Consider the following 15,744-nt stretch of genomic DNA (forward strand, 5'->3'; position numbering starts at 1 on the left):
CCATAAAAGGCATCGGCGTGCTTAGGCCAACGATGCCTTTTCCTTTCTGAACCAAAGAGAACACGATGTCTGCATCTTCGACCCTTAGCCAAAATCGTCTCTATCACGCTCTGATGTCCTGTTGTGGTGCGCTCGCAGCTATCACCTTTGGCTTGATGAGTGTACTGGTCACCGCTGATGTAGTGCTGCGTAACCTCAACATCGACCTAATTCCTGCAGGCGTGGAAATTACCGAATATATGTTAATGGTAGCCACCTTTATCGCAGCGCCATGGCTGCTCTATCACAATGGCCATATTCGAGTCGATGTGATTTTGCATCTTTTACCGCGCTTTTTACAACGCTTTTTCGCCTTATTTTGTCATGCCGTTGGGCTCATCGTCTGTGCTGTGTTGGCCTACCAATCGCTAATGGTGTTGTTGGACGCCCAGCAGCAAGGCAGTGTGGTGTTTAAAGAACTGATTTTTCCTGAATGGTGGCTAAGTGTGCCGCTACTTTTTGGGTCAAGCTTATTAACCATTGAGTTTGGTCGTCGCCTTGCTCTTGAATTTCGTCAAAAGGCCTAACCATGGAATGGCAATCTGCATTAGCCCTGATGCTGGGCACCCTATTTTTCTTAATGGCAGTAGGCACGCCAGTGGTTTTTGCGTTTTTGGCCGTCAACCTGATTGGAGCTTGGGTGTTTTTAGGTCAAGAAGCCGGTCTGGCCCAATGGGTACGCAATACGACCTCTTCCATTACCAGCTTTTCTTTGACTCCTATCCCCCTCTTTGTGTTGATGGGAGAAGTCTTATTTCATACCGGCTTGGCTTTTAAAGCGATTACAGCAATTGAGCGTGTGATCTCACGCGTCCCCGGCAAACTCTCTATCGTAAGTATTTTGGGTGGTACTACTTTTGCTACGCTGTCTGGTTCCTCTATTGCGAATACAGCCATGATGGGCGGAGTCATGATGCCAGAAATGCAACGTCGTGGTTATCACCCTACCATGTCCATGGGGCCGATCATGGCGGTCGGGGGGATTGCTATGCTCATTCCCCCATCTGCTTTGGCTGTGATGCTCGGCAGCTTAGCTGGTATTTCTATTGAGCGTCTTTTAATTGGTGGCATTTTGCCGGGCTTGGTCATGGCTATGGGTTTTTTGGCCTATGTGGTGATTCGTAGCCGTTTGCGCCCCCAAGACGCCCCCTCTGACCCTAACGATGACCTGGGGTTGAGCGGCTGGCAAAAATGGCGGCCCTTTGTCAAAGACGTGGTTCCCTTGCTTGGTATTTTTATCGCTGTGGTCGGTTCTATGCTGGCGGGTTGGGCCTCTCCTACAGAATCCGCGGCCATTGGCGTTACGGCTTCTGTGGTAGCCACCTTGTTTTATCGAGCCTTTAGCTGGCCGGCCTTATGGAAAAGCCTAATCGAAACAGCCAAGGTATCCGTTGTTATTTTATTTATTTTAGCGGCCTCTACCACCTTTGCTCAATTGCTCAGTTTTTCTGGTGCAAGCACAGGCTTCTTAGGCCTAATTAAAGGCTTGGGCTTAAACCAAGTCACTTTGGTAATCGGTATGCTACTGATTTTACTCGTGCTGGGGATGGTGTTGGATCAGGTAAGTATGATGATGATTGCCTTACCGTTTTTTATGCCGCTGGCAGTAGCCGCTGGGGTGGATACCGTATGGTTAGGGGTAATGATCCTGATTACACTGGAAATTGGTTTACTCACCCCACCGTTTGGTCTGCTACTGATTGTGATGCAAAGTGTAGTGCCCAGCTCAATCCGTCTGCCACACATTTACCGTGCTGCGGTACCCTTTTTGATCATTGAAATTGCCGTACTCGCTTTGGTGTTTTGCTTACCGCAAATTGCCACAGGGCTACCCAATCTTATTCGTTAATTGCACGGTGATTTTCTAATAAAAACACCCCAAATGCCATCAGCATTTGGGGTGTTTTGTAACTAGCATATACGTTTAACGCTGCCCGGCACGCGCCTCAAAACGGCCGCGCCCTTTTTTCTGTGCAAATCCTTCAGCACGCCCTTGTGGTTTCGCCCCACGTGGACGACGTGACTTATCTAAAGCACCAGCCTTTTCCCCACGGGCTGGAGCTGCCGGACGTGTGTCTGGCCCCAATGGACGCGCAGGACGGGTATCACGACGCCCCTCTGTGGCTCGCGCCCCAGCGGCAAAAGCCGGACGACGTCCACGCCCACCGCCCCCACCTTTACGGGCTTTATAAGTAGGACGTACTGCTTTAGTAGGCTCTAAACCAGGAATGGTTTCTACCGGAATCGGCTGCCCAATAAAATGCTCAATACGACGCACTTTATGACGCTCAGACACATTCGCTAAAGTAAAAGCCAAACCATCTTTGCCTGCCCGCCCTGTACGACCAATACGATGGGTGTAGTCCTCGGCCTGCATAGGCAAGTCGTAATTGATGGCATGGCTAATCCCCTGCACATCAATACCACGCGCGGCAACATCCGTAGCAACTAACACACGTAAACGACGGCGCTGTAATAAGTTCAGGGTGCGCGTGCGCTGACGCTGATTCATATCCCCATGTAATGCACCTGCCGCAAACCCTTCGTCACATAAACGATCGGCCAGTTCATCCGCACCACGCTTGGTAGCAGTAAAAATAATCGCTTGATCTAAGTTGCTATCGCGTAGTAAATGATCTAACAGCTGCTCTTTATGGTGCTGATTATCAGCGTAGAGCAAAGCCTGAGTAATATTCTGGTGTTTTTCTTTGTGACCCGAGACCTCTATCGACAACGGGTCGCGCATCATAGCGCTAGCCAATTTTGCCACTGAGCCATCTAAGGTTGCAGAAAATAAAAGGGTTTGGCGCTCGGAAGGGGTACGCGCTACGATACGCTCAATGTCTTCGATAAAGCCCATATCTAACATACGGTCCGCTTCATCCAGCACCAGCGTTTGTACTGTATTTAATTTAACGCGCTTAGACTGCAAATGATCCATCAAGCGCCCTGGAGTTGCTACCAGCACATCCACACGGCGCGACAAGGCTTTTAATTGAGCGCCATAAGGCATGCCGCCCACAACCACCGCCACCCGCAAATCTCGACACTGAGAAGCGTAGGTTTTTGCTGCGTCCCCTACCTGCATCGCCAGCTCTCGCGTTGGTGCTAATACCAATACGGACACGCCCCGAGGCCGCTGGGGATTGGAAACAATACGATGTAAGGCAGGCAGCATAAAAGCCGCGGTTTTACCACTGCCTGTTTGTGCCGATACCATTAAATCATGGCCCTCAAGCGCTTTAGGGATGGAGGCCGACTGCACCGATGTTGGGGATTCAAAACCCGCTTTTTTTAGGGCGGAAACCAAATGAGTCGATAAACCTAGGGTTTCAAAAGACATATATGACCTTTGTTGTAAGCACAACAACAATTACACCTATCAAAAAACAGGTGCAAAGATTAATTGGAAAGCATCGGGCCGACCAATCAACCTAATAAGCAAAGGCATATATATGCTAAAACAGGCGGGGGGTCAGAAAACGCGATGACATGGCAGCAAAACGCTGCAAAAAATGAAGAAGTGGCTTAGCTTACAAAATTAAGCTAAGCCACCCATTAACGCATAATTTTTTACTTTTAGCAAGGGTTATCCCCAAATCAACCAAATCAATAAAATAATAGGAATAGGCACACCCAACAACCATAAGAGAATGGATTTCATACTGCCTCCTTTTTAAGTATTCGGCTTATGCAACATGGCACACTTTCAGCATACTGCTTTACCCTCTAAGTGCCGCGCATAAATGTAAGCAAACCCATCTTCTTTTCAAAAACGCATCCACAACATTGACATCCTCCCCGGCCTGAAGGCCGGAGATTCCTACGGCGCTCAGGTGCGGCATTGAGCCACTCCTGAGTCGCTTCGGTGGGTTCCTGGGCCGAGTGCGCAACCGCTGCTCGTATCTCCACAGGCGTTACTTCCGGCATGCCCTGCCGTAGGCTGCCTTGGTTGTCGGCAGCAATGCCATTATAGGACGGCTGCGCCGTCCGCGCTATCCTTCCCCGCCCTGAATGGCGGAACTTGTCGCGCACCGGGTCAAAACGGAATATCGTCATCCATATCCGATAAGTTATCCATTGGGGACGCTTGATAATTTTGCTGAGGCGGAGCTTGTCGAGGTGCGGGCTGCGCAGCAGCTTGCTGTGGTACGGCTTGGCGCTGAGGCTGTGGGGCTTGATTATAGTCATCACCACCAAAGTCTCCACCACTATCCCCGCGCCCGCCTAGCATTTGCATTTGATCAGCAATGATTTCAGTGGTGTAACGGTCTTGGCCATCTTGCCCCTGCCATTTACGGGTACGAAGGCGGCCTTCGATATAAACCGGGCGGCCTTTACGCAAGTATTCCCCAGCGATTTCCGCTAAACGGTTAAACATCACCACGCGGTGCCATTCGGTTTCTTCGCGACGCTCGCCAGTTTGGCTATCACGCGTAGCATATGTAGTCGCGATGGACAGATTGCACATTGCCGACCCGCTCGCTGTGTAGCGCACCTCGGGATCACGCCCAAGGTTGCCAACTAAAATGACTTTATTAACTGATGCCATGTTGTATTCCTATCTCAAGTAAATTCGATGATCTATTATGCGGGATTTTATTTCTCTGCCCCAGTGGCTTAACCCAACCAATGTGATCTTTTCGCCTAATGGTTTATAAAACCGTTTTAAACTGTCGGGTTGTTAGCCACCATAATAGAGCTAGTGCCGCACCGATCCATAACGCCCAATGTACACCAACCGTGGCGGCGATAACACCCCCCGTTAAACCACCACCAAACACGCCCAGCGACTGCGTTGTATTGTAAAAACCCATGGCTAAACCTTTATATTCGGCAGGGGCAACGCGGGACACCATAGAGGGTTGTAATGCCTCTAAGGTATTAAAAATCACAAAGAAAACAAATAAAGCCACCACCATCGCCCACAAGCTAAAACTGGCCCATGGCATCAACGCCATAATCGCGGCTAATGCTAAGACTAACCATTGCAAAACGCGACGGTGCGCTTTACGTACTTCCGTGTAAATTACCATCGGTATCATCAAAGCAAACGACAGCACGATTACCGGCAAATATACCTTCCACAGAGAGCCAGAATCAAACTGTCCTAGTTGCGCCAACACCCCTGGGATCACCACAAACAGCATCATCAAAATAAAATGCAAGGCAAATACACCAAAATTTAGCCGTAATAAGTCCCCCTGCTTCAATACATCCGATGCTTTAGCACGTATGATCGGTTCCGCCTGCGGGTATTCGGGAATAGCAAAAGTGGCGAGCAATAAGCAAACAAAGCCTAATAAGCTAATAGCCCAAAAAAGCCCCGATAAGCCAAACTGCCCCACTAATACGGGCGATAAAACCAAAGACACAGCAAAAGACAAGCCTATTGCCGAGCCCACCATCGCCATGGCACGGGTGCGCACCTCGGGGCGGGTCGCATCGGCTACCCAAGCGGTAATCGCTGCAGAAATCGCACCTAAACCCTGTAAAACGCGACCCACAATAATGCCATCTACACTTTGTGCTAGGGCACTCACTACCCCACCTAAAACAAAAAGCAACATTCCGCCCATAATCACAGGGCGGCGCCCCCACTTATCCGAAGCCATCCCTAAAGGAATCTGCATAATTGCTTGGGTAAGCCCATACGCACCCAACGCAATACCGACTTTTGTTGCATTATTTCCACCAGGTATCGATTGGGCGGCCACAGCAAAAATAGGGGTCAATAAAAACAAGCCCAACATGCGTGTAGAAAACAACAAAGCCAACAATACACTGGCTTTACGCTCTTGGGGGTTAAGTGATATTCGCTCACGTTTAGATGAAATGGTTTGCCTGCTCATGAACTGGCTCATGCCTCATTGAATAATTTAATACTTTAGCCAATAGCCTACGGGTTTTAGGACAGGAAGACACATAGCGCGCTATAGTAGTACGTTAGCCTTTTGACCCTAGCACGTAAAAAATCGAATGGAATTAATACGTATTCGCGGTGCACGCACGCATAATCTGAAAAACCTTTCAGTAGACTTACCCCGTCAGAAACTGGTTGTTATTACCGGTTTATCTGGCTCAGGTAAGTCTTCCTTAGCTTTTGACACCCTATATGCGGAAGGTCAACGACGCTATGTGGAAAGCCTATCTGCCTATGCACGCCAATTTTTACAAATCATGGATAAGCCTGATGTGGACTTAATCGAAGGCCTGTCTCCTGCTATCGCTATTGAACAAAAGGCAGCAGGACATAACCCGCGATCCACCGTGGGGACCACCACCGAAATCCATGATTACTTACGTTTATTGTATGCCCGTGTCGGTACGCCCTATTGTCCTATCCATCAGCTGCCTTTGCAATCACATACGATTAGCCAGATGGTAGATGCACTATTGGCTTGGCCACAAGAAACGCGCGTCGCCATTTTAGCCCCTATTGCCTTAGAGCAAAACCAAGACCTAATAGAGCTCGGGCGCAGCCTGCAATCTCAAGGCTTTGTGCGGGTACGTTACAACGGGGTCATGCAAAGTCTTGATGAGCCCTTAGCCACTACAGACACCACGCCACAGATCGAGGTGGTTATCGATCGCTTGCGCGTTCGCGCCGATAGCGCTCAGCGCCTAGCCGAAAGCTTAGAAACGGCCACACAGCTCAGTGCAGGCAAAGCCGATGTGCTCAATATGGATACCGAAGCCATCCAGCGTTTTAACCTGCATTTTTCCTGCCCCGAATGCGACTATCATCTTGATGAGCTCGAGCCTCGCTTATTTAGTTTTAATAACCCGGCAGGAGCCTGTCCAGAATGCGCGGGCTTAGGAGAAACCGAGGTGTTTGATCCAAAGCGGGTGGTCGCTGTGCCGGATCTCAGCCTAGCAGGTGGCGCGATTGCTGGTTGGGATCGTCGCAATGCATTCACCTTTAATCTACTCAAAAGCCTCGCGGATTATTATGGTTTTGACATTGATGAGCCTTTTGATCAATTAGACCCTAACGTACAGCACTGTATCTTATATGGTTCGGGCGAGGAAGCCATCCCGTTTATCTACTTGACAGAAAAAGGCACCACCACGATTAAACACCACCCCTTTGAAGGGGTCATCCCCAATCTAATGCGACGTTGGCAGGAGACCGACTCCAGTGCGGTACGTGAAGAGCTCAACAAACTACGGCGTCTTCAAACTTGCCCTGCTTGTCATGGAGCACGGCTTAATACCGCTGCTCGCCATGTTTACTTAGGCGACAATGACCCGCAACCCATTTATGCAGTGGAACACTTGTCCTTACAAGACTGTTTGGAGTGGTTTGCCAACCTGCAGTTAAGCGGTGCTAAACAAGATATCGCAGCACGCATCATTGAAGAAATCCAAGCACGTTTACGTTTTTTAAATAATGTGGGTCTAAGCTACCTGTCCTTAGATCGCCGAGCCAACACCATTTCGGGGGGGGAAGCGCAGCGTATCCGCCTCGCCAGTCAAATTGGCTCTGGCTTAACCGGTGTGATGTATGTGCTGGATGAACCTTCCATTGGTTTACACCAGCGTGACAATGACAAGCTGATTCTCACGTTGCAACAATTGCGAGACTTAGGCAATAGCGTCATTGTGGTTGAGCACGATGAGGATATGATGCGTCAAGCCGATTATTTGGTCGATATGGGGCCAGGTGCTGGAGAGCTTGGCGGGGAAATTATTGCTCAGGGCACGCCAGCTGAAATAATGAACGACCCAAACTCGATGACTGGTCAGTACCTAAGTGGCGCTAAAAAAATCCAAGCCATTCATACGCGCCCCGTCACCCCTGATCTACCGCGCTTAAGCCTATGGGGAGCACACGGCAACAACTTAAAACAGGTGGATTTACACTTACCCTTGCAGCGCTTTATCTGCATTACGGGGGTTTCCGGATCCGGAAAATCCACCTTAATCAATCACACGCTCGCCAAAGCCGTGGCTAAAGCCTTACACCGCGCCCAAAGCGAGCCCGCTCCCTATGAGCGCCTAACCGGTCTTGAGCATGTAGATAAAATCATCACCGTAGATCAAAGTCCCATTGGCCGTACACCACGAAGCAATCCCGCAACCTACACGGGCCTGTTTACGCCTATTAGAGAGCTCTTTGCTGGTGTGCCCGAAGCTCGTGTACGCGGCTATGACGCCGGTCGCTTTTCTTTTAATGTGAAAGGGGGGCGTTGCGAAGCGTGCCAGGGTGACGGCGTGGTAAAAGTTGAAATGCACTTTTTACCTGATGTCTACGTGCCTTGTGATGTGTGTCATGGTGCGCGCTATAACCGTGAAACCCTAGAAATTCATTATCGTGGCAAAAATATCAGCGAGGTATTGGATCTAACCGTAGCCCAGGCCATGACCTACTTTGAGGCGGTCCCCACGATTGCGCGCAAGCTCCAAACCTTGATGGATGTCGGTTTGTCTTATCTACGGCTGGGTCAAAGCGCTACCACCCTGTCTGGGGGGGAAGCACAGCGGGTTAAGCTCGCTTTAGAACTCTCTAAACGTAGTACTGGCAATACACTATATATTTTAGATGAGCCCACCACAGGGCTACATTTTCAAGATATTGCGCTTTTACTCGATGTACTGAATCAACTGGTCGATGCCGGCAATACAGTGGTCGTGATCGAACACAACCTAGATGTCATCAAAACCGCTGACTGGATTATTGATATTGGTCCAGAGGGGGGCGATGGGGGCGGACAAATCGTTGTAGAGGGCACCCCTGAGACGGTTGCCCGCTGCGACCAAAGCTACACCGGCCGTTACTTACAGCCCCTGCTAACAGGTAACTAAACACGCAAGCATAAGCTACCCGTACACCTATTAACGCTTTACATCACAAACAAGTCACGATGTTCTTTAATAGCAAAGCGGTCTGTCATGCCCGCCACATAGTCCGCTATGGCTCGTGCTTGCTCGTTAAAATCCTCGCGTCGATGCTCAGCTGCCAAAAGCCCTGGTTCAGCAATAAAGGCCTCAAACAAATCTCGCACAATACGCCGTGCCTTGTGGGTCATGCGTAAAACCCGATCGTGATAATACAAGTTTTGGCGCAAAAAGCGCTTAAGCTCATCAGCTTGAGCTCGCATATCGGGGCTAAATGCGGCTAAACGCGGGCATTGTCGCACCTCGTCCACCGACTGGGGCTGATGTTGCGCTAGATTGGCCAAGGTAGTTTCTGATAAGTCCACCACAAAGGTATGAATCATACGCCGAATAATCTCAGCAATCAGGCGCTTACGCATAGTGGGTGCCTGCAGCTGTGGGTATTGCTGCAATACCAGCTCGTGATGCTCAGCAAAAACCTGCACCTCTAAGAGCTGCTCTAGGGTAATGAGCCCCGAGCGTAGCCCATCATCAATATCATGGTTGTTATACGCAATCTCATCGGCCAGATTGGCTACCTGAGCCTCTAAAGAAGGCTGCGTGCCATTTAAAAAGCGCAAACCCACCGCACCAAGGCGCTCAGCATGACGCCGGTTACAGTGTTTTAAAATCCCCTCGCGCGTCTCAAAGCATAGGTTTAGGCCATTAAATTGCGCATAACGCTCTTCGATATGGTCCACAATACGCAGGCTTTGTAAATTATGCTCAAAACCACCGGCTTCGGGTGCTAGCTCACGCATACACAGGTTCAGCTCCTCTTGTCCGGCATGCCCAAAAGGCGTATGCCCTAAATCATGCGCTAGGGCGATGGCTTCGATCAAGTCCTCGTGTAGACCTAAGCGGCGCGCAATGGCTCGGGCTATTTGTGCGACCTCGATGCTGTGTGTTAGCCGCGTCCGAAATAAATCCCCCTCGTGGTTCACAAACACCTGGGTTTTGTATTCCAAGCGCCTAAATGCATTGCAATGAATGATTCGGTCTTTATCACGCTGAAAAGCGTTACGCCCACTGGGCGGGGGTTCAGGATAAAGACGACCTTGGGACTGCTCAGGATTACATGCATACGCGGCTAACATCATCACTCCTAAAATTGAGCTAAGACTTTTTTCACCGTAGTTACATCTACGGCTTGCACCACACTTTTGCCTAGCTCAGGTAATAAAACAAAGCGCAGCTGACCGCCCTCGGCTTTTTTATCTAACCCCATCAGATCAATCCATTTATCTGCTTCCCACTGTGGAGGCTGGGTAGGACAACCGATAGCAGCAACGAGATCTTTGACTAACTGCACATGCTCTGGCGCCAAGCCACAGACCTCGGCGGATAAGGCAGCAGCCATTATCATGCCGCAGCCCACGGCCTCGCCATGCAACCATTCACCATAACCCAGCCCCGCTTCAATGGCATGACCAAAAGTATGACCAAAGTTTAATATGGCACGCAGACCAGACTCGCGCTCATCTTGTGACACCACATAGGCCTTAAGCTCGCATGAGCGCTGTACAGCATACTGCACCACATCAGGCTGCAAGGCGGTAAGCGCCGCGGCATTTTCCACACACCAATGTAAAAAATCAGCATCCGTGATCATGCCGTATTTGATGACCTCGGCCAGCCCAGCTGCGATTTCTCTTTGTCCAAGCGTCCCTAATACGTCAATATCGATTTCTACAGCGATTGGCTGGTAAAACGCCCCGATCATATTTTTACCTAAGGGGTGGTTAATCGCGGTTTTCCCCCCTACTGATGAATCCACTTGGGACAACAATGTAGTCGGCACCTGCACAAAACGAATGCCTCGCATAAAACAAGCCGCCGCAAAACCACTAATGTCCCCAACTACGCCCCCACCTAACGCGACAATAACCGCTTTTCTATCCAATCGGTTTTGTAACAAAGCATCAAAAATCTGATCCAATGTTTGGCTATTTTTATACTGCTCCCCATCAGGGATAAGCACTTGCACGACTTTTTTTTCTGTGGACTGTAGTGCATTTAATACAGTTTCACCATACAGCGCAAAAACGGTAGGATTAGAAATCAGCGCAATAGTGGTAGCGTCAGCGGGGATAGATTGTGCCAGCTGAGTTAAACGCCCGGATGCAACATGTATGGGATAGTTGCCACCTGGTGTGTTGACTTGTACTACACTCATGAAATGACCTCTTGCTCTTTTAAGACATCTAGTAATTGTTTGGCCGCTAAATGCACCGGTGCAGACCCCGTTTCAAACACCACGTCTGCTAATTGTTCATAAATCGGCTCACGCTCTGCTAACAAAGACGCAATACGCTCTTGCGGGTTTGCAGTTTGTAATAAAGGGCGGGTTTTATCCCGCTCTAGTCGCCGATATAATTCATTAATATTAGCGCGTAAATAAACAACCGTACCCCGCTCTTTGAGCATGTGTCGATTGGCCTCGGCCAAAATGGCGCCACCCCCTGTGGCTAAGATTATTTCAGGACGACGCGAACAAATGTCCAGCTCCAAGGTTTCACGTCGTCTAAAACCGGCTTCGCCTTCAATGTCGAAGATCGTAGCAACAGGCACTCCGCAGCGCGCTTCTAGCTCGTGATCTAAATCATAAAACTCACGTTTCAGATGACGAGCTAACTGGCGCCCTAACGTGGTTTTTCCAGCTCCCATCATGCCTATTAAAAAAATAGACTGATGACCTGGTTGTAACAATCGCTGTAAATCAGCCGGACTAAGAGGTGTTAAAATTTCATTTTGCATGAGGTCTGCGGATAAAAAATCTGTCATTTGTGTATTATCGCATTAGCTGCCTATTGATTTCAGCTTTATCGAGTATTTATTTACTTATAAAAACCCACCTATTTATCTCTAAAAGATAACCACTATTTGCCCACAATGAGCTCTACTGATTCATCTACTCATACTACTGCGCCCGCCTCCGGTTCGTGGCTGATCCGTCTTATTCTTAAGACTGCCATTTTCTTCACAGGTCTTGCGGCATGTGGAGCATTAGTTGTGGCTTTGGCGTTGGCTTTAGCATGGCCAAACCTTCCTGATCTTAGCGCAATGACCGACTATAAACCACGTGTACCATTGCGTATTTATACGGCGGACAAAGTCCTCATCGGCGAGTTTGGCGAGGAGCGGCGCAATGTCATGCGCTTGGACGAAATCCCGGACGTGATGAAATCCGCCATCCTAGCAGCAGAGGACGATCGCTTTTATCAACATAGTGGGGTAGACCTGAAAGGTATCGGTCGTGCGGTACTGGCAAACTTAGCATCAGGCGCTAAATCACAAGGAGCCAGTACGATCACCATGCAGGTCGCTCGTAACTTTTACCTTTCCTCAGAAAAAACCTACACACGTAAGTTTTATGAGCTATTACTGACCTTTAAAATTGAATCCATGTTGAGCAAAGACCAAATTTTAGAGCTCTACATGAATCAGATTTTTTTAGGACACCGCTCCTATGGCTTTGCGGCAGCATCGCGGGCTTATTTTGGAAAACCCTTAACTGAAATCACGTTAGCCGAAGCCGCTATGCTCGCCGGTATTCCGCGTGCCCCCTCGCGCTACAACCCCATTGCCAACTATAACGAGGCGAAACGCCAACAGGTGGTCGTCCTACGCCGCATGTTGAACTTAGGCTACATCACACAAGATGAGCATCAAGCCGCCCTAGATCAAGCTATTGAGATCCGTTCCGCCGAAGGCATGCCCGCAGGTGGTTATGCCATTCATGGGGAATATGCAGCAGAGCTAGCACGCCAGTTACTATATGGTGTGTATAAAGATGGTATTTATTCACGTGGCTTCAATGTTTACACCACCATTGACTCGAAACAACAAGAAGCTGCTTACCGAAGCGTACGCGATGCTGTGCTGCAATACACACGCCGTGCTCGCTACCCCGGTCCTGAGGCTCGCGTCAACTTACCCGCTAATATCGAACAAGACACCGAAGCCTTTAGTGACATTTTGGCAAAAGTCCAACGCGAACACCCTGATGCAGGTGATTTATTAGTGGGGGTAGTGCTATCGGCCAGCCCAACACAAATCACCGTCGCCCGCACCGCTGACAATATTATTACCGTTGACAATAAACGGGCTCTAAGCATTGTGGCGCGGGGCTTAACCAAAAACGCCAATGACAAAGAGCGCATTGATCGTGGTGCCGTGGTGTATTTATTCAATAACGGCGACTACTGGGAAGTCATCAATATGCCGGCCGTTCAAGCCGCCTTTGTCTCGATGCGCCCCCAAGACGGTGCGATTCAAGCCATGGTCGGTGGATTCCATTTCTCTGATGGTAAATTTAACCGTGTCACCCAAGCATGGCGCCAGCCCGGTTCCGCCTTTAAACCTTTTATTTATGCCGCTTCGCTAGAAAAAGGGCTCACCCCCGAAACCTTGATTTCGGACCAACCTTTTAGCCTAACGTCTGCCCAAACCGGCTCAAAGCCATGGAATCCAAAAAACTATGGTGGTCGCTATGAAAACATGCTCACCATGCGCAATGGACTCTACAAGTCCAAAAACATGGTATCTATCCGTATCATGCAAGCCGTTGGGCCTAAATACGTCCAAGACTATATTGTGCGTTTTGGTTTTGATCGTGCCCGTCAACCCGCTGTATTACCCCTTGCTTTGGGTGCAGGCAGTGTAACCCCTCTACAACTCGCTACTGCCTACAGCGTATTTGCTAATAATGGCTACCGCGTCCAACCGTATCTGATTGATCATATTACAGACGGTAGCGGCAAGGTCATCATGAGAGCTAAACCCGTAGTCGCCGGCGACAGTAATGCCCGCGCTATCGACCCAAGAACGGCTTATGTCATGAACCATATGCTACGCGGTGTGGCCACTTCTGGCACTGGCTCTCGTGCTTCAGCTACCCTTAAACGCAATGATATTGGTGGCAAAACGGGCACAACCAATAACTCTCATGATGCATGGTTTGCCGGCTATACACCAGATATCGTTGGCATTGCTTGGCTAGGCTTTGATCAGCCCCGCTCTTTAGGAGCCAGTGAAACCGGTGGTGGCTTAGCCATGCCGGTTTGGATTGACTATATGAAAACCGCACTCAAAGACATTCCCCAAAAGCCGCTTGGACCTGTCCCCTCGGGCCTAAAGCAAATCGATGGTAATTTCTACTTTGACGAGTTCCCTCCTGGCAAAGCCATCTTGCGTGTAGGTCTGCCCTCAGTTTTGGATGATACTCTTTATATCGAAGAAGGGGCTGAAGACAACGAAGACGGTATTGGTCAACTTCTAGAACAGCTTGAACGCCCAGGCGATGCCCTTGACCCCCTTACCACACCAGGATTGATTCCTTTTTAATCCATGAAAACCGTACTGAAACCCCTGCGTACTTTGCTATTTATCGCTATGATAGTGGCTATGACTGGATGCGGATACAAAGGTCCTTTGACTTTGCCTGAGTTTGCTCAAGCAGCCGCGCGTGCTTAATTTTTACTTTGACTTAATTATGACCGTAGCAAAGCACTTTCAACTTAAAGATGACACCTTGCATGCTGAAAATGTCTCTTTAGAGCAATTAGCGCATGATTTCGGTACACCTTTATACGTGTATTCACGCCAGGCCCTGCATGATGCATGGTATAGCTATCATGTCGCCGCACAAGGGCGCGATGTGCTGGTGTGCTACGGTATGAAAGCGAACTCAAATCTGGCTATCTTAAATGAATTTTCTCGCTTAGGCACAGGTTTTGATATTGTTTCAGGCGGGGAACTCGCGCGCGTCATCGCCGCCAAAGGCGACCCCGCTAAAGTCGTCTTCTCCGGCGTTGGCAAACAACGTTGGGAAATCGAAGCCGCTCTGGATGCGGGTATTAAATGCTTTAATGTCGAATCTGAAGCCGAATTAGAGCGTATTAACCAAATCGCTGGTGAAAAAGGCGTAAAAGCACCTATTTCCCTACGAGTTAATCCCGATGTGGACGCAAAAACCCACCCCTACATTTCTACTGGCCTTAAAGACAATAAGTTTGGTGTGGATATCAACGAAGCCCCTGCTATTTATGCACGCGCTCAGGCTATGCCTCACTTAGAAATCGTGGGCGTAGATTGCCATATTGGCTCACAAATCACTGAGATCAGTCCCTATTTAGACGCACTCGATAAACTTATTGCCCTCATTAAGCAGCTCCAATCCCAGGGCATTACTCTTAGCCATTTAGATATTGGTGGCGGCTTAGGGATCCGCTATACCGACGAAACCCCAGCCACGCCTACCGAACTATTAAGCGCGGTATTCAAAGCGCTGGACGCTGCGGATCTAGGGCATTTACAGCTCGTGCTGGAGCCCGGGCGCTCCATGGTGGGTAATGCCGGCGTATTGCTAACACGGGTTGAATACGTAAAAACCAATCAAGACAAGCATTTTGCAATCGTTGATGCAGCAATGAATGACTTAATTCGCCCTACTCTCTACGACGCCTGGCACGACGTAGAGCCTGTTCGCCCACGCACTGGCTCTGCGCCTGCCCCGGCTTATGATATTGTGGGGCCAATCTGTGAAAGCGGCGACTGGCTGGCCAAAGATCGCGCTTTACACCTAGCCCAAGGCGATTTGCTCGCCATCATGTCTGCTGGGGCGTATGCTTTTACGATGTCCAGTCAATACAACACACGCCCTCGTGCTGCAGAGGTCATCGTAGATGACCAATCCGTGCACCTCGTTCGCCCCCGAGAAAGTCTAGAAAGTTTATTTGATAGCGAACGTCTTATTGACTAGCCATATTAGTTTTTAACTATTATTTGGCAAAAATCACTTACCCCACCCTGTACAGGGTGGGG

General features: G+C 49.4%; 12 protein-coding genes. 6 read left to right on the forward strand and 6 right to left on the reverse strand.

Translation table 11 applies throughout. The annotated features are described in order from the left end of the window. Positions 1–65: 65 nt before the first annotated feature. Together ABD980_RS01465 and ABD980_RS01470 are read left to right on the forward strand one after the other, a co-directional pair. Positions 66–566, forward strand: a complete 501-nt coding sequence (locus ABD980_RS01465; RefSeq protein WP_345369073.1) for a TRAP transporter small permease — start codon at positions 66–68, stop codon at positions 564–566. Between the two features lie 2 nt (positions 567–568). After that, positions 569–1,888 carry a TRAP transporter large permease gene (locus ABD980_RS01470; RefSeq protein WP_345369075.1) on the forward strand — a complete coding sequence of 440 codons (1,320 nt, stop codon included), beginning with the start codon at positions 569–571 and terminating at the stop codon, positions 1,886–1,888. Positions 1,889–1,963: 75 nt separating this feature from the next. On the opposite strand, the gene ABD980_RS01475 is transcribed toward ABD980_RS01470, so the two are convergent. From ABD980_RS01475 to ABD980_RS01485, 3 genes are all read right to left on the reverse strand, one after another. Continuing rightward, complete coding sequence (locus tag ABD980_RS01475; RefSeq protein ID WP_366524649.1) at positions 1,964–3,382, reverse strand: DEAD/DEAH box helicase; 1,419 nt, start codon at positions 3,380–3,382, stop codon at positions 1,964–1,966. A 696-nt stretch (positions 3,383–4,078) separates the two neighbouring features. Beyond that, positions 4,079–4,591, reverse strand: coding sequence for a single-stranded DNA-binding protein (ssb, locus tag ABD980_RS01480; RefSeq protein WP_345369077.1), 513 nt, complete (start codon positions 4,589–4,591; stop codon positions 4,079–4,081). Between the two features lie 103 nt (positions 4,592–4,694). Continuing rightward, positions 4,695–5,891 (reverse strand): MFS transporter, encoded by a 1,197-nt coding sequence (locus ABD980_RS01485; RefSeq protein WP_300647505.1) that lies wholly within the window; start codon positions 5,889–5,891, stop codon positions 4,695–4,697. A 127-nt stretch (positions 5,892–6,018) separates the two neighbouring features. Here ABD980_RS01485 and uvrA point away from each other — a divergent pair, with 127 nt between their 5' ends. After that, positions 6,019–8,847 carry an excinuclease ABC subunit UvrA gene (gene uvrA, locus ABD980_RS01490; RefSeq protein WP_345369080.1) on the forward strand — a complete coding sequence of 943 codons (2,829 nt, stop codon included), beginning with the start codon at positions 6,019–6,021 and terminating at the stop codon, positions 8,845–8,847. A gap of 38 nt (positions 8,848–8,885) precedes the next feature. On the opposite strand, the gene ABD980_RS01495 is transcribed toward uvrA, so the two are convergent. Genes ABD980_RS01495 through ABD980_RS01505 form a run of 3 tightly spaced genes read right to left on the reverse strand, consistent with a single transcriptional unit; the run spans position 8,886 to position 11,676 of the window. Further along, entirely contained in the window at positions 8,886–10,019 is a 1,134-nt protein-coding gene (locus tag ABD980_RS01495) for a deoxyguanosinetriphosphate triphosphohydrolase (protein ID WP_345369082.1), read from the reverse strand. A gap of 5 nt (positions 10,020–10,024) precedes the next feature. Then, positions 10,025–11,095, reverse strand: coding sequence for a 3-dehydroquinate synthase (gene aroB / locus ABD980_RS01500; RefSeq protein ID WP_345369084.1), 1,071 nt, complete (start codon positions 11,093–11,095; stop codon positions 10,025–10,027). Further along, a complete protein-coding gene (locus ABD980_RS01505; RefSeq protein WP_300647501.1) occupies positions 11,092–11,676 on the reverse strand; it encodes a shikimate kinase in 585 nt (194 codons plus the stop codon). The genes aroB and ABD980_RS01505 overlap by 4 nt, the downstream gene beginning before the upstream one ends. Positions 11,677–11,811: 135 nt before the next feature. Here ABD980_RS01505 and ABD980_RS01510 point away from each other — a divergent pair, with 135 nt between their 5' ends. Genes ABD980_RS01510 through lysA form a run of 3 tightly spaced genes read left to right on the forward strand, consistent with a single transcriptional unit; the run spans position 11,812 to position 15,682 of the window. Continuing rightward, positions 11,812–14,265: a penicillin-binding protein 1A gene (locus ABD980_RS01510; protein WP_345369086.1), complete on the forward strand. Its 2,454-nt coding sequence runs from the start codon at positions 11,812–11,814 to the stop codon at positions 14,263–14,265. Between the two features lie 3 nt (positions 14,266–14,268). Continuing rightward, positions 14,269–14,394 carry an LPS translocon maturation chaperone LptM gene (gene lptM, locus ABD980_RS11180; RefSeq protein WP_300647499.1) on the forward strand — a complete coding sequence of 42 codons (126 nt, stop codon included), beginning with the start codon at positions 14,269–14,271 and terminating at the stop codon, positions 14,392–14,394. 19 nt (positions 14,395–14,413) lie between these two features. After that, entirely contained in the window at positions 14,414–15,682 is a 1,269-nt protein-coding gene (lysA, locus tag ABD980_RS01515) for a diaminopimelate decarboxylase (RefSeq protein ID WP_345369140.1), read from the forward strand. Positions 15,683–15,744 lie beyond the last annotated feature (62 nt).

Source organism: Paenalcaligenes hermetiae, from assembly GCF_039543645.1.
Taxonomy (GTDB): domain Bacteria; phylum Pseudomonadota; class Gammaproteobacteria; order Burkholderiales; family Burkholderiaceae_B; genus Paenalcaligenes; species Paenalcaligenes hermetiae.